At 72.7% G+C, this 26,023-nt stretch carries 23 protein-coding genes; 13 read left to right on the top strand and 10 right to left on the bottom strand.

The window, feature by feature from the left end; genetic code table 11:
• Positions 1-15: 15 nt before the first annotated feature.
• The 3 genes from AB0J33_RS05775 to fabG form a co-directional block, all read right to left on the bottom strand.
• Positions 16-1,044, bottom strand: a complete 1,029-nt coding sequence (locus AB0J33_RS05775; RefSeq protein WP_363610324.1) for a ferrochelatase — start codon at positions 1,042-1,044, stop codon at positions 16-18.
• A gap of 100 nt (positions 1,045-1,144) precedes the next feature.
• Entirely contained in the window at positions 1,145-1,912 is a 768-nt protein-coding gene (fabI, locus tag AB0J33_RS05770) for an enoyl-ACP reductase FabI (protein ID WP_091403861.1), read from the bottom strand.
• A gap of 28 nt (positions 1,913-1,940) precedes the next feature.
• Positions 1,941-2,645, bottom strand: a complete 705-nt coding sequence (fabG, locus tag AB0J33_RS05765; protein WP_363610321.1) for a 3-oxoacyl-ACP reductase FabG — start codon at positions 2,643-2,645, stop codon at positions 1,941-1,943.
• A gap of 155 nt (positions 2,646-2,800) precedes the next feature.
• On the opposite strand from fabG, the gene AB0J33_RS05760 reads away from it, so the two are divergent.
• The 5 genes from AB0J33_RS05760 (at position 2,801) to AB0J33_RS05740 (ending at position 7,246) form a co-directional block, all read left to right on the top strand.
• Positions 2,801-4,036 (top strand): histidine kinase, encoded by a 1,236-nt coding sequence (locus tag AB0J33_RS05760; protein WP_363610319.1) that lies wholly within the window; start codon positions 2,801-2,803, stop codon positions 4,034-4,036.
• Positions 4,033-4,695: a response regulator transcription factor gene (locus AB0J33_RS05755; RefSeq protein ID WP_363610317.1), complete on the top strand. Its 663-nt coding sequence runs from the start codon at positions 4,033-4,035 to the stop codon at positions 4,693-4,695. The genes AB0J33_RS05760 and AB0J33_RS05755 overlap by 4 nt, the downstream gene beginning before the upstream one ends.
• Positions 4,696-4,794: 99 nt before the next feature.
• Positions 4,795-5,700 (top strand): alpha/beta hydrolase, encoded by a 906-nt coding sequence (locus tag AB0J33_RS05750; protein ID WP_363610315.1) that lies wholly within the window; start codon positions 4,795-4,797, stop codon positions 5,698-5,700.
• Positions 5,697-6,965, top strand: coding sequence for an acyltransferase family protein (locus AB0J33_RS05745; protein ID WP_363610313.1), 1,269 nt, complete (start codon positions 5,697-5,699; stop codon positions 6,963-6,965). Before AB0J33_RS05750 ends, AB0J33_RS05745 begins: the two co-directional genes overlap by 4 nt.
• 125 nt (positions 6,966-7,090) lie before the next feature.
• Positions 7,091-7,246, top strand: a complete 156-nt coding sequence (locus AB0J33_RS05740) for a hypothetical protein (protein ID WP_357355384.1) — start codon at positions 7,091-7,093, stop codon at positions 7,244-7,246.
• A gap of 18 nt (positions 7,247-7,264) precedes the next feature.
• On the opposite strand, the gene AB0J33_RS05735 is transcribed toward AB0J33_RS05740, so the two are convergent.
• Genes AB0J33_RS05735 through AB0J33_RS05725 form a run of 3 tightly spaced genes read right to left on the bottom strand, consistent with a single transcriptional unit; the run spans position 7,265 to position 10,289 of the window.
• Positions 7,265-8,215, bottom strand: a complete 951-nt coding sequence (locus tag AB0J33_RS05735) for a VWA domain-containing protein (RefSeq protein WP_363610311.1) — start codon at positions 8,213-8,215, stop codon at positions 7,265-7,267.
• Entirely contained in the window at positions 8,212-9,213 is a 1,002-nt protein-coding gene (locus AB0J33_RS05730; RefSeq protein ID WP_363610309.1) for a DUF58 domain-containing protein, read from the bottom strand. The genes AB0J33_RS05735 and AB0J33_RS05730 overlap by 4 nt, the downstream gene beginning before the upstream one ends.
• Positions 9,192-10,289: a MoxR family ATPase gene (locus AB0J33_RS05725; RefSeq protein ID WP_363610307.1), complete on the bottom strand. Its 1,098-nt coding sequence runs from the start codon at positions 10,287-10,289 to the stop codon at positions 9,192-9,194. Before AB0J33_RS05725 ends, AB0J33_RS05730 begins: the two co-directional genes overlap by 22 nt.
• 241 nt (positions 10,290-10,530) lie before the next feature.
• On the opposite strand from AB0J33_RS05725, the gene AB0J33_RS05720 reads away from it, so the two are divergent.
• The 3 genes from AB0J33_RS05720 (at position 10,531) to AB0J33_RS05710 (ending at position 12,984) form a co-directional block, all read left to right on the top strand.
• Entirely contained in the window at positions 10,531-10,761 is a 231-nt protein-coding gene (locus AB0J33_RS05720; protein WP_363610304.1) for a hypothetical protein, read from the top strand.
• A gap of 272 nt (positions 10,762-11,033) precedes the next feature.
• Positions 11,034-11,543, top strand: coding sequence for a PH domain-containing protein (locus AB0J33_RS05715; RefSeq protein WP_363611333.1), 510 nt, complete (start codon positions 11,034-11,036; stop codon positions 11,541-11,543).
• A 43-nt stretch (positions 11,544-11,586) separates the two neighbouring features.
• On the top strand, positions 11,587-12,984 hold the full coding sequence (locus AB0J33_RS05710; protein WP_363610302.1) for a PH domain-containing protein: 1,398 nt from the start codon (positions 11,587-11,589) through the stop codon (positions 12,982-12,984).
• Positions 12,985-13,133: 149 nt separating this feature from the next.
• Here AB0J33_RS05710 and AB0J33_RS05705 read toward each other — a convergent pair whose 3' ends face one another.
• On the bottom strand, positions 13,134-14,225 hold the full coding sequence (locus AB0J33_RS05705) for a phosphatase PAP2 family protein (RefSeq protein WP_363610300.1): 1,092 nt from the start codon (positions 14,223-14,225) through the stop codon (positions 13,134-13,136).
• A gap of 138 nt (positions 14,226-14,363) precedes the next feature.
• On the opposite strand from AB0J33_RS05705, the gene AB0J33_RS05700 reads away from it, so the two are divergent.
• Positions 14,364-14,768, top strand: a complete 405-nt coding sequence (locus tag AB0J33_RS05700) for a hotdog domain-containing protein (protein ID WP_363610298.1) — start codon at positions 14,364-14,366, stop codon at positions 14,766-14,768.
• The gene (locus AB0J33_RS05695) at positions 14,765-15,595 is read left to right on the top strand and encodes an MBL fold metallo-hydrolase (protein WP_363610296.1); all 831 of its coding nucleotides are present in this window, start codon (positions 14,765-14,767) and stop codon (positions 15,593-15,595) included. Before AB0J33_RS05700 ends, AB0J33_RS05695 begins: the two co-directional genes overlap by 4 nt.
• A gap of 168 nt (positions 15,596-15,763) precedes the next feature.
• On the opposite strand, the gene AB0J33_RS05690 is transcribed toward AB0J33_RS05695, so the two are convergent.
• Both AB0J33_RS05690 and AB0J33_RS05685 read right to left on the bottom strand, forming a co-directional pair.
• A complete protein-coding gene (locus AB0J33_RS05690; RefSeq protein ID WP_363610294.1) occupies positions 15,764-16,699 on the bottom strand; it encodes a carbohydrate kinase in 936 nt (311 codons plus the stop codon).
• 114 nt (positions 16,700-16,813) lie between these two features.
• On the bottom strand, positions 16,814-18,097 hold the full coding sequence (locus tag AB0J33_RS05685; RefSeq protein WP_363610292.1) for an XdhC/CoxI family protein: 1,284 nt from the start codon (positions 18,095-18,097) through the stop codon (positions 16,814-16,816).
• 275 nt (positions 18,098-18,372) lie between these two features.
• Here AB0J33_RS05685 and AB0J33_RS05680 point away from each other — a divergent pair, with 275 nt between their 5' ends.
• Entirely contained in the window at positions 18,373-19,488 is a 1,116-nt protein-coding gene (locus AB0J33_RS05680; protein WP_363610290.1) for a lytic polysaccharide monooxygenase, read from the top strand.
• Between the two features lie 85 nt (positions 19,489-19,573).
• Here AB0J33_RS05680 and asnB read toward each other — a convergent pair whose 3' ends face one another.
• Positions 19,574-21,535 carry an asparagine synthase (glutamine-hydrolyzing) gene (gene asnB, locus AB0J33_RS05675; protein WP_363610288.1) on the bottom strand — a complete coding sequence of 654 codons (1,962 nt, stop codon included), beginning with the start codon at positions 21,533-21,535 and terminating at the stop codon, positions 19,574-19,576.
• Positions 21,536-21,667: 132 nt separating this feature from the next.
• On the opposite strand from asnB, the gene AB0J33_RS05670 reads away from it, so the two are divergent.
• Positions 21,668-23,149 carry an aminopeptidase P family protein gene (locus tag AB0J33_RS05670; protein ID WP_363610286.1) on the top strand — a complete coding sequence of 494 codons (1,482 nt, stop codon included), beginning with the start codon at positions 21,668-21,670 and terminating at the stop codon, positions 23,147-23,149.
• A gap of 495 nt (positions 23,150-23,644) precedes the next feature.
• Positions 23,645-25,801 carry a right-handed parallel beta-helix repeat-containing protein gene (locus tag AB0J33_RS05665; RefSeq protein ID WP_363610284.1) on the top strand — a complete coding sequence of 719 codons (2,157 nt, stop codon included), beginning with the start codon at positions 23,645-23,647 and terminating at the stop codon, positions 25,799-25,801.
• Positions 25,802-26,023: the final 222 nt, after the last annotated feature.

The following is a 26,023-nucleotide window of genomic DNA, read 5'->3' as shown; positions in this document are numbered from 1 at the left end:
GATGATCCTCAGAGGTCAGGGGCGACGGGTCGGCACGCAACAGACGGTGGGGCAGGTGTCCCACATGGGCAGCTCGCCCAGGCGGCGGCGCAGCTGCGCGCCGTCCGGGTCGGTCCGCTCGGTGACCAGTTCACGCACCATGGTCACGAAGCGCGGGTCGGTGCCCGGGGTGGCGGCCCGAACGAAGTCCAGGCCGAGCTGCTTGGCCGTCTCCAGCGCCTCGGTGTCCAGGTCCCACACGACCTCCAGGTGGTCGGAGACGAACCCGATCGGGCTGACCACCACGGCGGTGGTGCCACCCTGCGCGAGGGCGGTCAGGTGGTCGTTGATGTCCGGTTCCAGCCATGGCACCTGCGGCGGCCCGGAGCGGCTCTGCCAGACCAGGTCGTACGCCAGGTCGGGTGCGGCGGCTGCGGCGACGAGCCGCGCGGTCTCGTGCAGCTGCGCCTCGTACCGGCCCCCGTGCGGGCCGGCGTTGGCCGCCATCGAGCGGGGGATGGAATGGGCGGTGAAGACCAGCCGGGTGGTGTCCCGCCGCGCCGGGTCGAGCTGGTCCAGTGCCGCCCGGACCGCGTCGACGTGTGGCTCGACGAAGCCGGGGTGGTCCCAGAACTGGCGCAGCTTCTCGATCAACGGGGCGTCCGGGCCGACCGCGGCGCGGGCGGCGGCGATGTCCTCCTGGTACTGCCGGCAGGACGAGTAACCGCCGTACGCGCTGGTGACGAAGGCCAGCGCCCGGGTGACCCCGTCGTCGCGCATCCGGGTCACGGTGTCGGCGAGCATCGGGTCCCAGTTGCGGTTGCCCCAGTAGAGGGGCAGCTCGACACCGTGCGCGGCGAAGTCGGCGCGGACGGCGGCCAGCAGGTCGCGGCACTGCTGGTTGATCGGGGACACGCCACCGAAGTGCTGGTAGTGCTCGGCGACCTCGGCCAGCCGTTCGGGCGGCACACCCCGGCCCCGGGTCACGTTCTGCAGGAACGGCATCACGTCCTCGGGCCGCTCGGGCCCGCCGAAGGACACCAGCACCACCGCGTCGTACGACATGGGGTCATTCTTGCCCCTCGGCGGGGACGTCCCGGCGACGCCCCCTGGTCCCGACGCGTAGATCACGCGGACGGGCGCCAGGGGGCGTCACGGTGCGGCGTCAGGAACCGATGGCGTGGTAGCCGCCGTCGACGTGGACGATCTCGCCGGTGGTGGCCGGGAACCAGTCGGAGAGCAGCGCCAGGCAGGCCCGCGCGGCGGGCTCCTGGTCGGTGAGGCTCCAGCCCAGCGGGGCCCGCTCGGCCCAGGCGTCCTCGAACTGGTCGAAGCCGGGGATCGACTTCGCGGCGATGGTGCGCAGCGGCCCGGCGGCGACGAGGTTGCTGCGGATGCCCTGCTTGCCCAGGTGCAGCGCCAGGTAGCGGGACGCGGACTCCAGGCCGGCCTTGGCCACGCCCATCCAGTCGTAGACCGGCCACGCCTTCGTCGCGTCGAAGGTCAGGCCGACCACCGCGCCACCGGGCGACATCAGCGGCAGCGCCGCCATGGCCAGTGACTTGTACGAGAAGGTGGAGACGTGCAGGGCGGTCGCCACGTCCTCCCAGGGCGCGTCGAGGAAGCCACCGCCGAGGCAGCTCTGCGGGGCGAAGCCGATCGAGTGCACGACACCGTCGAGGCCGTCGACGTGCTCGCGTACCCGGTCGGCGAGGCCGGCCAGGTGTTCGGTGTTGGTGACGTCCACCTCGATGACCGGCGCCGGCTCGGGCAGCCGCTTGGCGATCCGCTCGACCAGGGAGAGCCGGCCGTAGCCGGTGAGCACGACCTGCGCGCCATTCTCCTGTGCGAGCTTCGCCACCGAGAAGGCGATCGAAGCGTCGGTGATGACACCGGTGACGAGCAGCCGCTTACCGGCGAGCAGTCCGGACATCGCAGATTTCCTCCGTACTCAAGAAAGGTCAGTGGCCCATGCCGAGGCCACCGTCGACCGGGATGACGGCGCCGGAGACGTACCCGGCGCTGTCCGAGGCCAGCCAGGTGACCACGGCGGCGACCTCGTCCGGGCTGGCCATCCGGCCGGCCGGGATGGACTTGAGGATCTCCGCCTTGCGGTCGTCGGTGAGGCCGGCGGTCATGTCCGTGTCGATGAAGCCGGGCGCCACCACGTTCGCGGTGATGTTGCGACTGCCCAGCTCCCGGGTGATCGAGCGGGCGACGCCGACGAGGCCGGCCTTGCTGGCGGCGTAGTTGACCTGCCCGGCGCCGCCGGCCAGGCCGACCACCGAGGAGATGAAGATCATGCGACCCCACTTGGCGCGGAGCATCTTGCCGGACGCCCGCTTCGCGACCCGGAACGCGCCGGTGAGGTTGGTGTCCAGCACGTCGGTGAACTGCTCCTCGGTCATCCGCAGCAGCAACGTGTCGGCGGTCATGCCGGCGTTGGCGACGACCACCTCGACCGGCCCGAACTCGGCCTCGACGGCGGTGAACGCGGCGTCGATCGACGCCGCGTCGGTGACGTCGGCACGGACGCCGAACAACCCGTCGGGGGCCTCGCCACTGCGGTGGGTGACCGCCACCCGGTCGCCCTGCTTGGCGAAGGCCTGCGCGATGGCCAGGCCGATCCCCCGGTTACCCCCGGTCACCAGCACGGTACGGGCCACTGTTCCCCCTTGCGAATGGTCAGCACGGACGCGTCGGAGCCTAGGCGTTACCGGCAGGTAAGCGCTAACGGGAGTCCCGTCACACCGGGGTACGACACGGGGATCAACCCCTGGTGGCACGCCCCGTGGCGGGGTCGGCCCGTAGCCTCCCGGTGGTGAACCGGCAACCGATCGCCGTGGCCCTGCGGGCCCTGCGGCAGACCCTGCTGGGCCCGGACGCCCCGGTCGAACGGCCGCTGCTGAGCCGTTGGCCCACGCTGGCCCCGTACGGCGCGCCCGTCGGGCTGCTCGCCGCGCTCGGGCTGTTCCTGATCACCCTGACGGTGGAGAGCGAGTGGGGTCTGCCGTTGCCGGTCGCGGTGCTGTTCGCGGCGATGACCGTGGCGCCGCTGCTGGCGCTACCCCGGCGTCCGCTGCTGGCCTGGCGGCTGGCGGTGCTGGCCCTGCTGATCTGCACGTTCAACGCGCCCGCCGGCCAGGCCTGGCCGTGGACGCCGCCGCTGGCGCTGGGGTCGGTCGCGGTGGTCGCGGTGGTCCTCGCGCGGATCGGCCGGCCGGTGCTGGCCTGGGTGGTGACGATCACGACGGTGCCGGTGCTGATCTCGGTCCGCCCCGATAACCGGGTGCCTGTCCTGCTGCTGCTCGGCGCGCTGGCGATCGTCGGCGACCTGATCCGGCGTAATCGGCTGTCCCGGCACGCGTTGGCCGCGCAGACCGAGCTGAGCGAGCGGGAGCAGGAGCGCCGCGGGGTGCTCGAGGAACGCACCCGGATCGCCCGGGAGCTGCACGACGTGGTGGCCCACCACATGTCGTTGATCGCGGTGCAGGCGGAGACCGCCCCGTACCGGCTGACCGACGTGCCGGCCCCGGCGGCCGAGGAGTTCGTCGCCATCGCCGCGTCGGCCCGCGACGCGCTGACCGACATGCGGCGGCTGTTGGGGGTGCTGCGCAGTGACGCGACCGGGCCGCAGACCGCCCCGCAGCCGGACCTGACCGACCTGGGCGCGATGGTGGACGCGGCCCGCCGGGCCGGGCTGCCGGTGACGCTGGACGCCGAACCGGTGGACGACGGCCGGGTGCCCGCGCCGGTCGGGCTGGCCGCGTACCGCATCGTGCAGGAGGGCCTGGCCAACGCGGCCCGGCACGCGGCCGGCGCCGCGGTGCGCGTCACGGTCCGCGTCGGTCCGTCCGCTCTGGAGGTACGCGTGCAGAACGCGCGACCCGCCGAGGCGGGCTCCCGGCCCGGCGAGGCGGGCTCCGGGCACGGGCTGACCGGCATGCGGGAGCGGGCCACCTCGCTGGGCGGTACGTTCACCGCCGGGCCGCTGCCCGACGGGGGTTACGCGGTGGCGGCCGAGTTGCCGTACGACGCGGAGGGCGGGGACCGATGATCCGGGTGCTGATCGCCGACGACCAGGCGATGGTCCGACAGGGTTTCGGCGCGCTGCTCGCCGCTCAACCGGATCTGCTGGTGGTGGGGGATGCCGCCGACGGGGCGCAGGCCGTGGCCGCCGCCCGCCGCCTCGACCCGGACGTGGTGCTGATGGACGTGCGGATGCCGGTCATGGACGGGCTGGCGGCCACCCGCAAGCTGCTCGGTGACCGGTCGGCCCAGCGGCCCCGGGTGCTCATCCTGACCACCTTCGACCTGGACGACTACGTGTACGAGGCGCTGCGCGCCGGGGCCAGCGGGTTCCTGCTCAAGGACGCCCCGGCGGCCGACCTGGTGCAGGCGGTACGGGTGGTGGCGGCCGGGGACGCGCTGCTCGCCCCGGCGGTCACCCGTCGGCTGATCGCCGAGTTCGCGGCCCGCCCGGACCGCCGTCGCCCGCGCCCCACCGACCTGGCTGGGCTCACCCCCCGCGAGACGGAGGTGCTGCGGTTGATCGCCCGGGGTCGCAACAACGCGGAGATCGCCGGTGACCTGGTGGTGGCCGAACAGACGGTGAAGACGCACGTCGGGCGGATCCTGGCCAAGCTGGGTCTGCGCGACCGGGCGCAGGCCGTGGTGCTGGCGTACGAGACGGGTCTGGTGGCCGCCGGCGAGTAGCTCCGGGGAGCCAGCGCGGGAACGGCTCTGCGGAACGACGACCGGGCTCCGCCCCTGGGCGCACTCTCCCTCCGGACGACATTCCGGAGGGAGAACGTGATGCGACGACGAGGTGCCAGCCGGGTGGCGGTGGCCGCGCTGCTCGGCGTGAACCTGGTCCTGCCGACCCGACCCGGGCCGGCCGCGGCGGCGGGGTTCGTCGAGGCGTACCCGCGGACGGCGGCGGCGATGCGCGCGGCCGGCCCCCCGTACGCGGACTGGGCGGCCGGCGGACGCCGGTTCCTGCTGTTCGACGCGCGCGGTGACGGCCGGGTGGTGGAGGTGCTCGGCGACCTGGCCGACGCGGACCGGATCGCGGTGCTGGTGCCGGGGGTCGGCAGCACGCTCGCCGACTTCGACCGGGGGTTGGGCGGGGTGGCCCGGCGGGCGCCGGCGGTGCAGGCCGGGCAGCTCTACCGGAAGTTGCGGGCGTCCGACCCGGCGGCGCGGGTCGCGGTGCTGGCCTGGCTCGGCTACGACCCGCCCGACGGGGTGTTGACCGCCGCCGGTGGCGTCAGCGCCCGGCGTGGCGCGGACGGGCTGGTCGCGCTGCTGCGGGAGCTGGCCGGGCGGCGACCGGCGGCGACGATCACGCTGGTCGGGCACAGCTACGGGGCGCTGGTGGTGTCGCTGGCGGCGGCCGACGCCCCGACGCAGGTCACCGACGTGGTCAGCCTCGGCGGTGTCGGTGCCGGGGTGCAGCGCGCCGACGAGTTGCCCGGGGGGCGGCGGTTCTGGGCAGCCGAGGCGCCGACCGACTGGATCCGTCGGGTGCCGGCGGTGCGGCTGCCCGGCCTGGGCTTCGGCCGGCGTCCCGGTGATCCGGCGTTCGGCGCCCGACCGTTGCCGGTGGCCGGGGTGACGGGGCACGACGGCTACCTCGTGCCGGGCAGCGCCGCGCTGGTCGCGCTGGCGGCGGTCGTGCTGGGCAGCGTCGACGCCGACCGGATCGGGGACGCCCGGTGACCCGGGACCGAGCGGTCGACGCGCTGCGGGCGTACGCCATCGGCGGGGTGGTGCTGGGGCACTGGCTGGTCACCGGGTTGGTGCTGGCCGGCGACGGTGGGCTGCATCAGGCCAGCCCGCTGACCGCCCTGCCCGGTCTGGCCCCGGTGACCTGGGTGTTGCAGACGCTCGGCCTGTTCTTCTTCACCGCCGGGTTCGGTTCGACCCGGTCGCTGGCCCGCCACCGGGGCGGCTCCGGCGGCTGGTTGGCCGGTCGGCTGCGTCGGCTGCTGCTGCCGGCGGTGGCGCTGCTCGGAGTGGGTGCCACCGTGCTGCTGGCGGCCACCGTCATCGGCACGTCGGACGACACGCTCGCCGTCGCGCTACGGCTCGCGGTCAGCCCGTTGTGGTTCCTGCTGCCGCTGGTGGTCCTGGTCGCGCTGACCGGCCCGCTGCGTGCCGCCGTACGCCGCTGGGGGGTGGCGCGTTGCGTGGCACCGGCGGTGGCCGTGGTCGCCGCGGCCGACCTGACCGTCCGCCTGCTGCCGGCGGGCACCGACCTGCCCCCGGTCACCGTGCTGGCGGCCTGGTCGGTGCCGTACCTGCTGGGGGTGGCGCACGCCGACGGGCGGCTGACCGGCCGCCGGGCGGGCGGCGTGCTGGCGGCCGGTGGTGCGGTCGCGCTGGCGGCGCTGCTGGCGCTGGGCTACCCGGTGAGCGCGGTCGGCGTGCCCGGGGCCGGGGTGTCCAACCTGAACCCGCCGTCGCTGCTGGTCGTGGCGCTGGCGGTCGCACAGGTCGGGCTGGGGCTGCTCGCGCGGCCGGCGCTGCGACGGCTGCTGACCCGGCCGGTGCCGGGCCGGGCGGTGACCGAGGTGAACCGGTCCGCGGTCCGGATCTACCTGTGGCACCAGCCGGTCCTGGTGGCGGTGACCGCGCTCACCGCCCGCAGCGGGCTGATCCTGCCCGGGTTGCACACCACCCCGGACGGCCCGGGTTGGGTGCTGGCGCGGCTCTGCTGGCTGCCGTTGCTCGCCGTGGTGCTGGTCACGGTCGTGCGGGTGGGCCAGCCGAGGACGCACCTCCGCCGGGGCGTACGGGCCGGTGGTGAGCGGCCGCGCCAACCGGGTGGTGGAGGGGTCGCCGACCGGTCGGCCGAGTGCGGCACGTCGGCACCGCAGGTGTACGATCATCGACGTTCCGGCCCGCCCGACTTGCAGGAGGTGATCGCTGTGCGAGATAGCGATCCTCCCAGTCGTGGCCGGGCCGATGGTCAGTCCCGCTGAGCCACGACTCAGTCTGGTGAGCTGACCCCGCTCCGCTCCCCCGCCGCTTTGGCACCCGCCGAGGTGAGTGTGCCGCGCCGCCCGATCACGGGCGGTCGCCGGGAGCCGCCCGGTCACGACTTCGTGTGCGCGTCCCCACCCCCTGCGGTCCGCCCCCCGCACGCGGACCGTCCAGCCGCCACCCGGAGCCGTCCATGAGCCGCTACGTCGCCCCGCTGGGCTTCACCCTCGCCGCCGTCTGGGTGGCCATCGTCTTCGTCCTCGCCGGCGGCGGTCACTGACCGCCGCCGGCCCATCGGCTACAGCATCCGGGACGACCAGAGCAGACTGAACGCGCCCGCGCAGAGCGCCAGCAGCAACGCCACCCCGGCGTACCACTGGGTCACCTCACGCGGCTCGGTGCGGAACCCGATCGAGCTGCCCATGTCCTGGTAGACCTGCTTCAGCTCGCTCACCGACGCCGCCTCGTAGAAGTAACCCTCGGTGGTCTCGGCGAGCTCGGCCAACGCCAACCGGTCCACCGGCACCCGCTGCAACTGCCCGCCGATGTCGACCTGGCCGGTGTCGGTGCCGAAGGCAATGGTGGAGACCGGCACGTTGGCGGCCTGCGCGGCCGCCGCCGCCTCCTCCACCGCCCGACCGGAGGTGCGGAAACCGTCCGAGAGCAGCACGATCCGGGCCGGCGGAATGCCCGCCGCGCCGTCGGCGGGCACCGACCGGATCGCCTCCAGGCAGGTGAACACCGCCTCGCCGGTCGCGGTCGCCTCGGCCAGCACCAGCCCGTCGATGGCGCTGGTCACCGTGTCCCGGTCCTTGCCCGGCGGCACCAGCACGTTGGCCGCCTTGGCGAACGACACCAGGCCCAGGTTGTAGCTCTCCGGCAGCTCACTGACGAACTGCTTGGCCGCCTCCTGAGCCGCCTCCAGCCGGTTCGGCGCCACGTCGTCGGCCTGCATCGACAACGACACGTCGATGGCGAGCATCACGGTGGCCCGCTCCAGCGGCTCCTTGGTGTCCACCGCGGGCCGGGCCAGCGCGGTGGCCAGCACCAGCAGGCAGAGCAGGAACGCGGTCGCCGGGACGTGCCGACGCCAGCCCAGGCCCTTCGGCGCCACCGTACGCAGCAGGTCCACATTGGTGAACCGCATCGCGTACGCCCGGCGGTGCAACTGCCGCCAGACGTAGAACGCGGCGAGGGCGAACACCGGCAGCACGGCCAGCAGCCACCACGGTTGCAGAAAACGGATCATCGTGTCGTCCCCCGGGTACGCGCGTGCCGCTGCGCGGCCACGAATCGCACCATGTCCAGCAGCCAGTCTCGGTCGGTACGCAGACGCAGGTGGGCCGCGCCGGCGCCGCGCAGGGCGGCGGCGATCGTGGCCCGTTGGGCGGCGGCGGCGTCGGCGTAGCGCTGCCGCAGCCGTGGGTCGGCGGTCTGCACCTCGTGCAGCTCCCCGCTCTCCGGGTCGACCACCGGCAACACGCCGACGTCGGGCAGCTCCAGCTCGCGCGGGTCGACCACCTCGATCGCCAGCACGTCGTGGCGGACGCGCAGCTTGCGCATCGGCCGCGCCCACTGTTCGGCCGGCGCGAGGAAGTCCGAGACCACCACGGCCACCCCGCGACGGCGCGGCGGCCGGTTCAGCATCTCGATCAGGGCGCCCAGATCACCACGGCCGGGCTGGATGGCGGTGCCGGCGACGGCACGCAGCAGGCCCTGCGCCTCCTTGCGACCGGAGCGGGCCGGCAGCCGGGTGAGCACCCCGGGCCCGGCCGGCGGTGGTCCGCCGCGAAAGCGTCGGGTCGGCGCGGACACCCCGCCGCCGGTGCCGATCACGGCGCCGATCCGGTTGCCGCCGCGCACGGTCAGGTGGGTGATGGCGGCCGCGGCGGCCACCACGACCTCCCGCTTGAGCCACTGCCCGGTACCGAAGTCCAGGCTGGCGGAGAGGTCCAGCGCGAGCCAGGTCTCCAGCTCCCGGTCGGCGACCGTACGCCGCACGTGCGGTGTCGTGGTCCGTGCCGTCACCGGCCAGTCCATCCGGCGCACGTCGTCGCCGGGCCGGTACTCCCGGGACTCCCCCGCCTCGCTGCCCGGTCCGGGCAGCAGGCCGGCGTAGTCGCCCTGGAGCAGGCCGTCGAGCTTGCGGGTGACGAGGAGCTGAAGCCGGGACAGCACGGCCTCGCTCCGGTCGGCGAGGGGGGCGGGACGAGGGGTGGGTGAGGTCACGGCCGCTGCCCGGGCCAACCCGCGCCCGGCGGCGGCGTCATCGACGACGGGGTGGCCTGCTGCCGGGGAGCGACCGCCGGAAGCGGGATCGTCGACATCACCCGCTGCACGATGTGGTCGGCGGGCACGTCGTCGGCGAGCGCGTCGTAACTGAGCACCAACCGGTGCCGCAGGATGTCCGGCGCGATGTCCTGCACGTCCTGCGGCAGCGCGTAGTCACGCCCGCGCAGCAGCGCCAGCGCGCGGGTCGCCCGGACCAGGCCCAGCGAGGCGCGCGGGCTGGCCCCGTACTGGATCAGCTGCGCGACGTCGGGCATGCCGTGCTCGGCCGGGGCGCGGGTGGCCAGCACCAACCGGACCGCGTAGTCGACCAGGGCGTTGTGCACGAAGACCTGGTCCGCCTTGCGTTGCAGGGCGATCAGCTCGGGGGTGTCGAACACCGCGGTCGGCTCGGGCGCGGCCACGCCCATCCGGTAGACGATCTCCCGTTCCTCCGCGTCGGTCGGGTACCCCACCACGATTTTCATGAGGAACCGGTCCCGCTGCGCCTCCGGGAGCGGGTAGACACCCTCCTGCTCGATCGGGTTCTGGGTGGCCATCACCAGGAACGGGTCGGGCACCCGGTGGCTCTCCCCGCCGATCGACACCTGCCGCTCGCTCATCACCTCCAGCAGCGCGGACTGCACCTTCGCCGGAGCCCGGTTGATCTCGTCGGCGAGCAGGAAGTTGACGAAGACCGGGCCCAACTCCACGTCGAACTTCTCACTCGACTGCCGGTAGATCCGGGTGCCCATGATGTCGGCCGGCACCAGATCCGGGGTGAACTGCACCCGGGCGAACGACCCGCCGACGACCTTGGCCAGGGTCTCCACCGCCAGCGTCTTGGCGACCCCGGGCACGCCCTCGATCAGGCAGTGACCACGGGCGAGCAGCGCGACGAACATCCGCTCCACCATCCGGTCCTGCCCGACGATCACACGTTTGATCTCGAACAGCGCCTTCTCCAACAGGGTGGCGTCCTGCGCGGGTGTCGTCACCGGCGCGGGTGCCGCTCCGTTCGGCGTCGGAGCGTCGGGCATGGTCGGCTGGGCCACCGGTCCTCCACAGCGTTGGTTGGTCGTCGCGGCTCGTGCGGTATCAAGACTCGCACGCCTTGCTGAGTGTCGAGGTGGGGAGAAGCCGATTTTCGCCGCGCCGTCCCCAGCAGCCGAATCGCGCATCGTGGGTGTGCACATACCGGCCCACCGCGTGTACGATTCACCCCGTCGCCGGGCGGCTCCCCCCGTGGTCGCCCGGCGCTCAAGCTTCCCGTCCCGCCGCCCTACACTGGCCGGGATGAACACCCCCTCCCCCGCCGACGAGGCCCTGGTCTGTTCGGCCCGGGGCTGCCGATCCGCCGCCGTCTGGGCCCTGGAGTGGAACAATCCCCGGCTGCACGACGCCGATCGGCGCAAGACCTGGTTGGCCTGCGCCGACCATCGGGGCAGCCTCGGTGACTTCCTGGAGGTTCGAGGCTTCCTGCGTGCCGTCACTCCGGTGCCCGGATCGCCTACGCTCGACCTGTGAGCGGCGACCCTCCGGCTTCCCCCGGCCCCACCTCCCCGTCCTGGCCGCCCACCCCGGCCACCGCACCCCCCGGCGTCGAGCCGCCGCCCGGCGCGTTCCCGACGCCCGGCACGCTCGGCCCGGAGCCGGCCGCGCCGGACGTGTCGTCGCCCGCCCCGCTGCCGCCCGGCGCGCTGCCACCCGGTCACCGACCGACGCCCACCGACCAGCGCGCGCCCGACCTCCCGCCACCCGGTCTCCTGCCACCCGATCCCGCCGCGTCCGGCCCGCTGCTGACGGCCCCACCCGACGGCCCGGGGCCGCTGGAGCCCTGGCCGGACACGGTCCACTGGCAGTCGATCTCCACCGACCTGATCTGGGTGGAGCTGATCCGGCTGGCGATCGTGGTCGCCATCGGGCTGGCGGTGACGGCGGTCGGCTGGGCGCTCAGCGGCCACTGGTTGTTCGGGCTCGCCGTCGCCGTCGTGCTGGTGCTCGGCGCGTGGCGGGCCGTCGCGATCGTCCGCGCGGTCCGGGCCTGGGGGTACGCCGAGCGGGAGAACGACCTGCTGGTCCGCCACGGGCTACTGGTGCGCCGGCTCTCCATCGTGCCGTACTCGCGGATGCAGTTCGTCGACGTGAGCGCCGGGCCGCTGGAGCGCGCCTTCGACCTGGCCACCGTCCAGTTGCACACCGCGGCGGCGGCGAGTGACGCCCGGGTGCCCGGGCTACGCCCGGCGGAGGCGTCCCGGCTGCGCGATCGACTCACCGCGCTCGGCGAGGACCGGGCGGAGGGGCTGTGAGCGCCCGGGTGGGCAGCCGCCGACCGTACCGAAGGCCGGGCCGATGAGCGACGGCCCCGCCGAGCCGAGCACCGTGCCACCGGGGGTGCCCGCGCCGTGGCCGCCCGCACCGGGCGCCGGCGACGGCGAACCCCGGCAACGACTGCATCCGCTCAGCCCGGTGTTACACGGCGCCAAGTCCCTGGTCGTGGTGATCGCCGGGTTGTCCTGGTCGACGCTGTCCCGGGTGGGCTTCGGCTGGTTCGCCGCCATGGTGGCGGTGCTGGCGCTCGGCGCGACAGTGCTGTCGGTGATCAGCTGGTACAACACCGGCTATCACGTGGTGGGCCGAGAGCTACGGGTGTACGAGGGGCTGCTCTGGCGGCGTACCCGGGCCATCCCGCTGGAACGGTTGCAGGCCGTGGAGGTGGTCCGGCCGCTGCTCGCCCAGCTCACCGGCCTGGCCGAGCTGCGTCTCGAGGTGGTCGGCGGGGGCAAGACCGAGGCGCCGCTGGCGTACCTCGGGGTGGGCGACGCGGTCCTGCTCCGCGAACGTCTGCTGGCGCTGGCCGGGCGGGTGGCGCAGCTGCCCGCGCCCGGTGACGCGGCGGCCCCGGTGGCACCGGGTGCGGCGACGCCGGCGGCCGTGCCGGGCCGGCCACTGCACGCGGTACGCAACCAGAACCTGCTGATCAGCCAACTGCTCACCCCGCAGGCGTTCCTGCTTCCGTTCGGTGTGGCCTTCGTCGTGGTGCAGTTCCTCACCGCCGGGTCGTGGTCGTTCGTCGCGGTGGCGAGCACGCTGACCGCGATGGCGGGTGTGCTGCTGCAACCGATCCGCCGGGTGCTCGACGACTGGAACTTCCGGCTGGCCCGCGACGCCGGCACGCTGCGGGTGCGCAACGGCCTGCTGGAGACGCGGGCACAGACCGTACCGCTGGAGCGGGTGCAGACCGTGCGGGCCACCTGGCCGCTGTTGTGGCGGGTGAAGGGCTGGCTGCGGCTACGCCTGGAGGTGGCCGGTTTCTCCGTCGCGGAGGCCGACGACCGCAACCGCCCCGACCGACTGCTGCCGGTCGGCGACCTGCCGACGGCGACGATGATCGTCGCCGAGGTGCTGCCCGGGGTACGCCTCGACGCGCTCACACTGAGCCCACCGCCGCCGCGGACCCGCTGGCTGCACCCACTGGGCCGTGCCGCGCTCGGCGCGGGGCTGTTCGAGCGGGTGTTCGCCACCCGGTCCGGGCGGGTCACCCGGCAGTTGGTGATCGTGCCGTACGCCCGGATCCAGAGCGTGCGGGTGGTGCAGGGGCCGATCCAGCGCCGTCTGGGGTTGGCCTCCGTGCACGCCGACACCGCGGGCGGCTCCGGCGCCACCGCCCAGGACCGCGACCTGGCGGAGGCCTGGGCACTGGCAGCCGACCTGACCACAAGAGCCCACCACGCCCGCACCAACCCCTGACCCCCCTCCCCCTCACCCCCGCGCCCTTCAGCGTCGATCAAGGAGTTGTGGTGCCCCGCAAAAGGGGCTTAGCCACACAAGTTGCCCACCACAACTCCATGATCGTCGTGTCCGGGGGTGGGGGTGAGGGGTGGGGGTGGGGTGGGGTGTTAGCGGTCGGCGGGGATCGGGGGGTGGTCGGTGGTGGTGTCTGGTTCGCGGGGGGTTGGGGGGTCTGGCTGGTCGGCCGGAGCGGCGGGGGCGGGGGCGGGGGCGGGGGCGGGGGGTTGTTGCGGCTTGGCCTTTGGGTGGCGGGTGCGCCACGCCGTCCAGCCGCGCTCGGCCAGACCGACCACCAGGAAGGTCAGCCCCACGTACGCCCAGCCGACCAGCACGTCGATCACGTAGTGCTCACCCGAGTAGACCAGGGTGAAGGTCATCGCCAGCGGGTACGCGAGCAACAGCGGCCACCACCGGCGGCGGGTGGCGGTCAGGAAGAACAGCACCACGAACAACGCCCACGCGGTGTGCAGCGACGGCATCGCGGCGACCGGGTTGGAGGCGATCTGGCCGGCGTTGAGGACGTTGCCGGCGCCGTGCATGCCGAACGCCTTCCAGCCCCGCGTCGAGATCCGGGCGACCTCCGTGAGCAGGCCGTTCTGCGCCGCCCACCAGGGCGGTGCGGCCGGGTAGGCGAAGTAGGTGACCAGTCCGGCCGCGCAGAGGAAACCCCAGCGCCGCATGTACGCCGCCCAGCGGCGCCGGTCGCGCAGCCAGAGCACCGCGGCGGCGGTCAGCGCGACCACGAAGTGCGAGAAGTAGACCCAGCTCGCCGCGACATCCCACCAGTGCACCTGCGGGTGGTAGAGGTGCTGCTGCAACCAGACGGTGGGCACCTCCCCGCCGGTGGCCCAGCCGAACATGAACCGGTCGGCGACGATCAACTCCATGGCGTGCGGGGTGGCGCCGTTGTCGGCGAAGCCGCGCGAGAGGTTGTAGACCACGAACAGCAGCACCACCGGCACCCAGTCCCGGGCGAAGCGCAGATGACTGCGCCACGGCCGTTCGCTGTTCCAGGCGATGGTCGCGGCCCAGATCCAGACGAAGGCGTACGCGGGGTCGGTGGGCAACCCGATGGCCAGCCACGCGGCGACGAAGGTCACCGCCCAGACGGTCATGGCGACGACGCGCCGACGACCCCCGTCCGGGGACGCGGGCGGGTCGGTCCGGGCGGGGGGCTGGGGGTCAGTCACGACGGCCATCGGGGTCAAGGTTAACGACGGGGGTGGCATTGACCGACGGGGACCACCCGGCACGGCCGTGCACAGGTGGCAGGGCGGGCCGCGCCGGATCCCCGGCCGCGTGCTCGGTGGGCTCGGCGAGCACCTAGGCTGACCACCATGCAGGAGCAGCCCGAGCCGGCCTTCGCGCCGGGTCTGACCGCCCAGATCGAGTTGACCGTCACCGACGCGGACACCGCCCAGGCGGTCGGTTCCGGGGACGTACCGGTGCTGGGCACTCCCCGGGTGCTGGCGCTGGCGGAGGCCGCCACCGTCGCGGCGACGGCGACCGGGATGCCGCCCGGTTCGACGACCGTGGGCACCCGGGTCGAGCTGGAGCACCTGGCGCCGACCGTGGTCGGCCGGACGGTGCGGGCGCAGGCGCTGCTGGCGACCGTCGACGGTCGCCGGCTGTCGTTCGAGGTCACGGTCAGCGACGGTGACCAGACGGTCGCCCGGGGCCGGGTGGACCGGATCATGGTCGACCGGCAACGCTTCGTCGAGCGCGCCGGGCGGGCGTCGTGAACGCCGCTTTCGTCGAGGTCGCCGACCGGGTGCACGTGCTGGTCGAGCCGCTGCTACGGGTCAACGTCACCCTGGTCGTCGGCGACGACGAGGCGCTCCTGGTGGACACACTCTCGTCGGCCGCCCAGGCCAGCGCGCTCGCCGCGGCCGTCCGGGCGGTCACCGACCGTCCGTTGACGGTGGTCAACACCCACCACCACTACGACCACTGCTTCGGCAACGCCGTCCTGGCCGGCGACCCGCCCCGACCGGTGTACGCGCACGAGCTGGCCGCCACGGCGCTGCGCGAGGAGCCGGAGCGGCTGCGCCGGGAGGCGTACGAGGAGTTGCGCGCGGAGCATCCGATGCTCGCCGCCGAGCTGGCCGACACCCCACTGCTCGCCCCGACGCACACCGTGCACGTCGAGACGGCCCTCGACCTGGGCGGCCGACGGGTGCTGCTGCGGCACCCGGGGCGCGGGCACACCGAGGCCGACCTGGTGGTGCACGTGCCGGACGCCGACGTGTTGGTCGCCGGGGATCTGGTGGAGCAGAGCGGCCCGCCCGCCTTCGAGGACTCGTACCCCCTGCAGTGGCCGGACGCGGTCGCGGACCTGCTGCGGCTGACCACCGCCCGCACGGTGGTGATCCCGGGCCACGGCGACCCGGTGGACGTCGACTTCGTCCGGGCCCAGCACGCGGACCTGGCAAAACTGGCCTGGCTGATCCGGGCGGCGCACACCGGCAGCGCCCCGCCGGAGCGGGTGGCCGCCGAGGCTCCCTTCGGTGCCCGTCCCGCCCTGGTCGCCGCCCACCGCGCCTACCTCCAGCTGAACGGCGACGCCTGACCGCAGCTCCACCCCGTCACCCGTACCCGTACCCCGCGCCCCGGGGTCACCCCCGCACTCCCCCGCGATCTTGCACTTTGTGTTGCCCCGAACATGGGCAAGGTGCGCAAATCGTCAACAGAAAGTGCAAGATCGGTGGGGTGGGGTGGGGTGGGGCCTGGGGGTGGGTCAGGGGTTGAAGCGGTTTTGCACGGCGGCGCGGGTGGGCATGGCGGTGGCGCCGCCGGGAGATTCGCAGACCAGGCCGGCTACCCGCAGCGCGAAGGCGACCCGCTCGGTCCACCCGCGCGGGTCCTCGGGCTCGCCGTCGACGAGCAGGTCGGCGATCAGCGCGGCCATCACCGAGTCACCGGCGCCGGTGGCGTCGATCGCGTTGACCTTGGGAGCCGGCACCCGGACCGGGTCGGCGCCGGCGGCGGCCAGCACCGCACCGGCCGCGCCGAGCGTCACCACCACCGTGGCCGCCCCCAACTCCCGCAGGTACGCCGCCACCCCCTCGACCGGCTCGCCGGGATAGAGCAGCACCGCGTCGGCGGCGCTCAGCTTGACCAGGTGCGCGCCGGCGGCGAACTCCGCCACCACCTCACGCAGCCCTTCCAGCGCGGCCGGCCCGTTCAGCAGCCGGGGACGTACGTTCGGGTCGAAGACCCGCAGGCCGGGGGCGAGCGACCAGGCACGTCGGGCCGCGGCCAGCGTGCCGGGTTGCAGCAGCACGATCGAGCCGCAGTAGAGCACGTCCGCGCCCTCCAGCAGCGCCAGCTCCAGGTCGTCGGGGCCGAGCAGTCCGTAGGAGGGCGGCTCCCCGTAGAACCGGAAGTCCGGCTCCGGCCCGGCGTAGGTGACCACCGCGAGGGTGGTCGGCGCCGGCACCGTGACCGCACCCGCCACCCCGACGTCGGCCGCGGTGAGGAAGGCGCGGATCCGGCCGCCCAGCGCGTCGTCACCGAGCGAGCCGACGAACTGTGCCGCGCCGCCGAGTCGGGCCACCCCGACGGCGACGTTGAGCGGACCGCCGCCGATGGCCTGCCGATAGACCCGCTCCCCGTCGAGCTCGCCGTCGAGCAGGTCGACGAGCGCCTCGCCGAGCACCACCGCGTATCCCATGCCGATCCTCTCGTCGTCGCCACCGGCCGCCGCCCGCCGGGCCGAGCGCCGTGGCACCAGGCTGGCACAGCGCGCGGCCCGATGGGCGCGGAAGGCCGCGCACCGACGTGCGCGCTACCCCGCCTGGTGGATCGGCCCGTCCAGCGCGGCGAGGGGGCGGCCGGTGCCGCCCCACCGGGCCGCGACGATCTGCGCGGCCACGCTCACCGCGGTCTCCTCAGGGGTACGACCACCGAGGTCCAACCCGATCGGGGAGGCGAGCCGGGCGAGCTGCGCCGGGCTGAGTCCCCGCTCGCTCAGCAGCTTGTGCCGCTCGTCGTGGGTGCGCCGTGAGCCCATCGCGCCGACGTACGCCAGCGGGTGGCGCAACGCCAGCTCCAGCAGCGGCACGTCGAACTTCGGGTCGTGGGTGAGCACGCACACCACCGTGCGCTCGTCGAGCCGACCGGCCACCAACTCCGTACGCAGGTAGCGGTGCGGCCACCGCACCACCACCTCGTCCGCCTCGGGAAAACGCCGGGCGGTGGCGAAGACCGGCCGGGCGTCGCAGACGGTGACCCGGTAACCGAGGAACGCGCCGATCCGGGCCACCGCGGCGGCGAAGTCGATCGCCCCGAACACGATCATCCGGGGCGGGATGGCGTACGCGGTCACGAAGAGGCTGACGCCGTCGCCCCGGCGCTGCCCGTGGTAGCCGTACCGGAGCATCCCGCTGCGCCCGGCGGCGAGCAGCCCGAGAGCGTCGGCGCTGGCGGCGTCGTCGAGCCGGTCGTCGCCGAGCGAGCCGACGGACCCCTGCCCGGTCAGCACCAACCGCCGGCCCAGCCGCCGGGCCGGGTCGGTAGCCGGATCGGAATTCAAGTCGGCCGGCGCGGCGTCGGCCGGCGCGGCGTCGGTGTCGGCTTCGGCCGGCGCGGGTCCGGCGTAGGCGGCCACGCAGGTGACGATCGCTGCCGGGTGGCCGCCGTGACGGGCCGCGGCAACCGCGTCCAGCTCCGGGAGGGCGCTGGGATCGACCCGTTCCACGAAGACGTCGAGGATGCCGCCACAGGTCAGGCCCACGGCGTACGCGTCGTCGTCGCTGATCCCGTAGCGGCGCAGCTCGGGTTGGCCGGTGTCGAGCACGCGGCGGGCCCGTTCGTACAGATCGGCCTCGACGCAGCCGCCGGAGACGCTGCCGACGACCGTGCCGTCTGCCCCGACCGCCATGGCGGCGCCGGGCGGTTGCGGGGCGGAGTGCCAGGTGGCCACGACGGTGGCCAGCGCGACCGGCTCGCCGTCGCGGCAGCGGCGGTGCACCTCGTCGAACACGTCCGGCACCGGCGGCAGCCTCTCCGTCTCCTCTCCCCGTAGGCAGGATATGGCGTGCGCGAGCGGCCGGTGGCTCTTCTCATTCATCGAGGAACGACTATTGCGTTGCGCCACCCGACGTGGTGGGATGACGCGTACCGGGCGGTGCGAGGGCTGCGGCGCCGCCGGTTGCCGGGTTGGTTAGACGCGAGGGCACCGGTCCACGACAGGACCGTCGACGGCGCACGTCCACTGGCTGTTTTCCGCTGGAGCACGTCGCTGTGATCGTCGCACCGCTCATGTCAGCGGGGCGATCAGGCCCACATCCCACCCGATTGCGGCGGGGCGGCTCAGGCAGCGCGCCTCGCGAGTCAGGAGAACCCGTGAATCGTTCCCGTACGGCCGCGTTACTGACCGCGGCCGTGACCGTGGCGCTGGGCGCTGTCGCCCTGGCGTCCAATCCGCAGCCGGCCGCCGCGCACGGCGCGGCGATGACGCCGGGCAGCCGCACCTACCTGTGCTGGCAGGACGGCCGCAGCCAGACCGGTGAGATCAGGCCGAACAACCCCGCGTGCTCCGCCGCGGTGGCGCAGAGCGGGGCGAACTCGCTGTACAACTGGTTCAGCGTGTTGCGCTCCGACGCGGGCGGCCGGACCACCGGCTTCATTCCGGACGGGCAGTTGTGCAGCGGCGGCAACACCGGTTTCCGTGGCTACGACCTGCCGCGCACCGACTGGCCGCTGACCCACCTGACCGCCGGCGCGCGGTTGGACTTCAAGTACAGCAACTGGGCGCACCACCCCGGCACGTTCTACTTCTACGTCACGAAGAACAGCTGGAGCCCGACCCGGGCGCTGGCCTGGAGTGACCTGGAGGAGCCGTTCCTCACGGTGACCAACCCGCCGCAGCGCGGCAGCGTCGGCAGCAACGATGGTCACTACTACTTCAGCGGCAACCTGCCGTCGGGCAAGAGTGGCCGGCACATCATCTACTCCCGTTGGGTCCGCTCGGACTCGCAGGAGAACTTCTTCGGCTGCTCCGACGTGACCTTCGACGGCGGCAGCGGCCAGGTCACCGGCGTGGGTCCGGGTGGTACGCCGACCGACCCGCCGACCACCACCCCGCCGCCCACCGACCCGCCGACCACCACCCCGCCACCGACCGACCCGCCGACCACCACGCCGCCGCCGTCCGGTGGTGACTGCATGGCCGCCTACAAGGTGAGCAGCACCTGGCAGGGTGGTTTCCAGGGCGAGGTCACGATCATGAATCACGGCAGTACGCCGTTCTCCGGTTGGACCGCCAGCTGGACCTGGCCCAACGGGCAGTCGATCAGTCAGATCTGGGGCGCCACCCAAACGTCGTCCGGCTCGTCGGTGACAGCGACGAACGTCGCCTACAACGGCACCGTCGCACCGGAGGGCACCACGACGTTCGGCTTCCTGGCCAGCAGCACCGGAACGAACGGACTTCCCACGGTCACCTGCGCCCGCCGGTAACCACCACCTGAAATGATCAAGAGGTTTGCGTCACCGGAACCGCTCCGGATGACGCAAACCTCTTGATCAACAGGGTGGGGCAGGGTCAGCGGACCATCGAGCCGACCACCGGCTTCGTGAGCAGCGCGGACTGGTTGCGCTGGATGCCCGGGTCGAGCGTCTTGGCCACGAAGATGGCGTGCCAGATGCAGAAGATCAGCACCGTCCACACCTTGCGGGAGTGGTCGGCCTCCTCCCGCTTGTGCTCGTCGAGCAGCCGCAGCGCGTACGACAGGTCGAGCAGGTCGCCCGCGCCCGAGGTGCTGAGCACGTGCCGGGCCCACTCGTACATCTCACCGCGCAACCAGACCCGGGTGGGGGTCGGGAAGCCCAGCTTCTTGCGGTTGACGATGGCCGGCGGCACGACCCCCTGCAACGCCTGACGCATCGCGTACTTGGTGGCGTCGGAGCGGGGCGGCAGCTTGAGGTCGACCGGGATCCTCGCCGCGACGTCGAAGACCTCACGGTCGAGGAACGGCACCCGCACCTCCAGTGAGTGCGACATCGAGATGCGGTCGGCCTTGACCAGGATGTCGCCGCGCAGCCAGGTGTAGAGGTCGACGTACTGCATCTTGGTGACGTCGTCCAGCTCCGTGCACTCGGCGTAGATCGGGGCGGTGACGTCGGTGTAGCGCACCGAGGGGTCGTAGCGGCGCATCAGCTGCTGCTTCTCCTCCTCGGTGAACATCCGGGCGTTGCCGTAGTAACGCTCCTCGATCGGGGTGGTGCCGCGCTCCAGGAAACTCTTACCCTTGACCCCCTGCGGGATCGCCTTGGAGACCGCGCGCAGCCCCTTCTGCACACCGCCGGGCAGACCGTTGACGGTGCCCAGCGAGAGCGGCTCCCGGTAGATCGTGTAGCCGCCGAAGAACTCGTCCGCGCCCTCACCGGAGAGCACCACCGTGACGTGTTCGGCGGCCTTCTTGGCCACGAAGTAGAGCGGCACCAGCGCCGGGTCGGCCACCGGGTCGTCCAGGTGCCAGACGATCTTCGGTAGCGCGTCGATCATGTCCTGCGGACCGATCTTGGTGGGGATGGTGGTGACGTCGAGGTGCCGGGCCGAGTCCTGGGCGACGTCGATCTCCGAATATCCGGGCACGTCGTAGCCGACGGTGAAGGTCAGGATGTTCGGGTTGAACTCGCGCGCGAGCGCGACCACCGCCGTGGAGTCGATGCCACTGGACAGGAACGAGCCGACCGGCACGTCGGAGCGCATGTGCATGCGCACGCTCTCCCGCAGCGTCTCCCGGATCTCGTGGTACAGCTTCTGCTCGTCGTCGACCGGCGCGGGCCGGAACACCGGCCGGTACCACCGGCGTACGTCGATCCGGCCGCCCGGGGTCCAGTTCAGGTACTCCCCGGAGCCGATCCGGCTGATGCCCTTGTGCAGGGTGCCGGGCTCGGGGACGTACTGCAGGGTCAGGTAGTGGCTGAGGTTGGCCGTGTCGACGCCCGCGTCGCCCTGGTAGTTGCTGTGCGCGAACGGCAACAGCGCCTTCTTCTCCGAGGCCAGGTAGAGGCCGTCGGCGGTCTCCAGGTAGTGCATCGGCTTGATGCCGAAGTAGTCGCGGGCACCGAACGCCCGACGTTCCTGCCGGTCCCAGATGACGAAGGCGAACATCCCCCGCAGCCGGGTGAGCACCTGCTCGCCCCAGAAGTGGTAGCCCGCGACGATCACCTCGCCGTCGCCGGCGGTGGCGAACTGGGCGCCGAAGTTCCTGATCAACTCCTCGCGCAGCTCGATGTAGTTGTAGATCTCGCCGTTGAAGGTGAGCAGGTAACGGCCGTTCGCGTAGGGCAGTGGCTCGTGGCTCGACGCGACGTCGATGATGGCCAGCCGCTTGTGGGCGAACACGCCGTCCGCGTACCGGCCGGAGGCGTCGCCGACCACCTCGACCCCGGTCTCGTCGGGGCCGCGGTGGTGCAGGCATTCCAACGCTCCGGCGATGTGGTCGCGATGCGCGGCGGCGTTGCCGTTCGCGCTGAAGAAGGCCAGAAGTCCGCACATGGTGGCCATCTTTCCACGCGCCCTGTCGGCCCTCGCAGCCGTCCGTCGATCCACCCGACTCCCGGGGGGCGACGCCGCCAATCGGAGGCGCGGTACCGTCGGGACCAGCAACGAAGCGGAGGGAGCGGCGCAATGACCGAGGGACGCACCGACGGTACGCCGACGGACGGTACGGAATCGCACGATCCGGACTTCCCGGAGGCGTTCCTGTCCTTCATGCGGCAGGGCTGGCGCGACACCGCGCTCCCCGTGACACCCCGCCCGGAGACGCCCAACTACGCCAAGCGGCGGGCGGCGCTCTCGGCAGCGTTCCCCGGCGAGACGCTGGTGATTCCCACCGGCACCGACAAGGTGCGGGCCAACGACACCGACTACCCGTTCCGGCCCGGCAGTGACTTCGCCTACCTGACCGGCGACCACGACGCCGACAGCGTGCTGGTGCTGCGCCCGAACGGCTCGGGGCACGACGCGACGCTGTACATGCGCCCCCGGTCCTCCCGGGAGACCGACGAGTTCTTCCGCAGCCGCAACGGCGAGCTGTGGGTGGGCCGGCGGCACACCCTCGGTGAGAAGTCGACCGAGCTGGGCCTGCCCACCGCCGACCTGACCGGCCTGGAGGCGACGCTCGCCGACCTGGCTCCGGGGCGTACCCGGGTGTTGCGCGGTTTCGACGCCCAGGTGGACGCGGCCGTCCGCCCCTACGACGGACCCCGCGCCGAGGGGCAGCCGGCCCGGGACCGGGAGCTGGCCATCGCCATCTCGGAGATGAAGCTGGTCAAGGACGAGTGGGAGATCGGTCAACTCCAGGACGCGATCGACGCGACGGTGCGCGGCTTCGAGGACGTGGCGCGGATTCTGCCGGCCGACCGGGCGGTCTCCGAGCGGCTGCTGGAGGGTGTCTTCGCGCTGCGGGCCCGCCACGACGGCAACGACGTCGGGTACGGCTCGATCGTCGGTGCCGGCGAGCACGCCACGATCCTGCACTGGGTGCACAATCACGGTGCCAGCCGACCGGGTGACCTGCTGCTGATGGACATGGGTGTCGAGGGCCGCAACCTCTACACCGCCGACGTGACCCGGGTGCTGCCGGTCAGCGGCCGGTTCACCGCGCTACAGCGCCAGGTCTACGACATCGTGTACGCCTCGCAGCAGGCCGGCATCGAGGCCATCCGCCCCGGGGTGAAGTTCAAGGACGTCCACCTGACCTGCATGCGGGTCCTCGCCGAGGGTCTGGCCGAGCTGGGCCTGCTGCCGGTGAGCGTGGACGAGGCGATGGACGAGAAGTCGACGGTCTACCGGCGGTGGACGCTGCACGGCTTCGGCCACATGCTCGGCATCGACGTGCACGACTGCTCGAACGCCCGCAAGGAGACGTACCGCGACGGCGCGCTGGGCGAGGGCTACGTGCTCACCGTCGAGCCGGGGCTGTACTTCCAGCCCGAAGACGAGCTGGTCCCCGCCGAGCTGCGCGGTATCGGCATCCGGATCGAGGACGACGTGCTGGTCACCGCGACCGGCGCGGTGAACCTGTCCGCCGGGCTGCCGCGCACCTCCGACGAGGTGGAGACCTGGCTGGCCGAGCAGCGCGAAGCCGGCCCCCGCCTGCCCGGCTGACCTCCCCCTGGGGGCTGACCGGTTGAGCCCCACCCCGTGATCCACTCGGTTTCCTTGATGTCGCGCTGTCCCGTCGCGCAGACACCGCGATACCAGCAAAACCGAGTGGATCACGGGGTGGGGCAACGTACGCACCGCCGGCCGGCCTCCCCGCAGGCCGACCTCCCCGCAGGCCGACCTCCGCGCCGTCTCCCGCCCGCCGCCCCCGGCCCGCTGTCCCGCGGCCCGCCGCCCCCGGCCCGCCCCGACCCCGGCCCGCTGTCCCCCAGCCCGCCCGACCCCGGCCCGCCGTCCCCCGGCCCCGGCCCGGCCCCGCCCGGCCCCCACTTGGACTGGCGACCAGGCGTCCCGGGCCTTGATCCACTCGGTTTCCTTGATGTCGCGCTGTCCCGTCGCACGGACACCGCGATTTCAGCGAAACCGAGTGGATCACGCTCGTGCGAGTGGCCACAGACGTGCTGACGATCGTTTGCCGAGCGTCATCCGTCGCAGTTCGTGCTGCTCAGAACTAGTACAGCGGGAAAGCCCGGACTGCCCGCCGTCACCCGACCTGAGTTGAATGCGTGGTTATTTCAGATAAGTCCGCATCGCGAAGATGCCTCTCATACGGTGGACATCAGTGGCTACAACCCGTTTGTAGCTGGTCGTGGCGCCTCGGGCGGTGCGATCCCGTCTGGTAGCAGGAAAGGGCGGAAGGCTCTGATGTCCAACGACGTAACGAGTACCGACGGCGGGGCCTCGACAGCTCCGCCGACACGACGAAGGCGGGCGCTCTGGGTCGCCGGCGTGGCCGGGCTGACCGGCGTGGTCGGCCTGGCCGCCCTCGGCGGCATCGCCGCCCGGGACGACAAACCCAAGTCCGACCAGGTGTCCGACGCGCAGCCGTCGACCAACCGGCAGAACGTCAGCGACGACGCCGGCGCGGGCAGGAACGGCGCCGCGGAAGACGGTCAGGACGACGAGTGGGGCGGCGACGACTGGAGCGGCTTCGACGACCGGTCCGGCGAGGACAGCAAAGACAGCAAAGACGGCAAGGACGGCAAGGACGGCAAGGACGAAAAGGACCGCACCAAGCAGGTCCCGTGCGACAGCGACAAGCTGATCCAGGCGATCACGTTCGCCAACAACGAGGACGGGGGTGTGCTGGAGCTGGCTCGGGGCTGCACCTACACCCTGACCCGCAACCAGGAGGGCAACGGCCTTCCGGTGATCACCGAGAACATCGTCCTCAAGGGTGAGCACACCACCATCGGCCGTGCGGCCACGGCCGACTACTTCCGCATCCTCAATGTCGGCCCGGGCGGGCACCTCACGCTCAAGGGTCTGAGCATCAAGGGTGGCCAGACGCTCGCGTCGCCGATGACCGCAGACCCGGCGACGGTCTGGGCGCCGTACTCGGCGGTGGTCCGATCCACCGTGTCCAAGCCCACGGCCGCGACCGCCAAGCCCACGGCGGCAACCGCCAAGCCTGCGGCGGCAACCGCCAAGCCTGCGGCCGCGACCGCCAAGCCCACGGCGGCGAAGCCGGCAGCGACCGCAGCCAAGCCCGCAGCCAAGCCGACGGCAGCGAAGGCTGCCGCCGCCAAGGCTCCGGCGGCAGCCACCAAGCCCCCAGCGAAGGCCACCAAGGCCCCGGCGAAGGCTTCCAAGGCTGCCGCGGTCGCCAAGCCGCTCGCCACAGCCGCCAAGCCGGCCGCCACGACGGCCGTCAAGCCAACCGCCAAGCCAGCCGTCAAGCCGGTAGTGGCTGCCGGGCCGGCGGTGGCGCCACTGGTCGAGCAGCCCGAGTTCACCGACGGCGCCGGGGTGCTCGTGCAGCCCGGCGGTCGCGCGGAGATCCTGGACAGCGAGTTGCTCTACAACCAGGCGGGCGGCAACGGCGGCGGGCTGGCCAATTTTGGCAGCACCAGGCTCAGCAAGACGACGGTCGCGCACAACACCGCCTTCTTCTTCGGCGGCGGCATCTTCAATGCCGGCGTGCTCCAGGTCGACGAGTCGAAGATCAAGGACAACACCGGGATCATCGGTGGCGGCGGCGTCTCCAACGGTGCCGCGGAGATCCTCACTGAGGACGTCGACGGCGGCTCGGCCTGGCTCTACAAGAGCGAGATCACCGACAACGAGACGCTGGGCTTCGGCGGTGGCGTCCTGGACGTCGAGGGCACCACCACGTTGCACGAGACGACGGTCAGCGACAACACCGCGGGGCTCGACGGTGGCGGCGTCGCGGTGGCCGACAGTCAGCTCACCCTCAAGGACGCCACGGTGGTCAAGAACAGCGCCGCTCGCTCGGGTGGCGGTGTGGCCGTGACCTTCGACAGCGTTGCGACGATCGAGAACAGCAGGATCAACGACAACACCGCGGGCTCCTCCGGCGCCGGCCTCTTCAACGAGGAGAGCGTCACCACGCTGCGCGACAGCGAGGTGTTGGGCAACCGGGCAGTCGGTCCGTTCGCCCGCGGCGGCGGCATCCTCAACACCGAGGGCGGCGAGGTCACGCTCCACCGGACGAAGGTGGCGCACAACTTCTCCACCCTTGAGCCGGGGGGCATCTTCAACAGCCTCGGCGGCACCGTGAGGCTTGACGACGAGTCCGCCGTCACTGCCAACCGCCCGACCAACTGCTTCAACGTTTTGGACTGCTTCGCCTGATCGGGTGGGGCCGAACCATATAGAACGCCCCTCCGAGCCGCTACCGGCTCGGAGGGGCGTACCTGTTTGGGCAGGTCACGGGCTTGCCGGCCGGCTTGGGCAGTGGTGTGCCGTCCGGACCCCGCTGGGGGCAACATGAACCGAATGTGGGGTTCTCTCGGATAAGCCCACGAGGCGAGGAACCTTCTCATACGGTGTTTTTGGGAGCTACAACCGATTTGT

It is taken from the genome of Micromonospora sp. NPDC049645, from assembly GCF_040675155.1.
GTDB lineage: Bacteria > Actinomycetota > Actinomycetes > Mycobacteriales > Micromonosporaceae > Micromonospora.
This window is presented reverse-complemented; position numbering and strand designations above follow the sequence as displayed.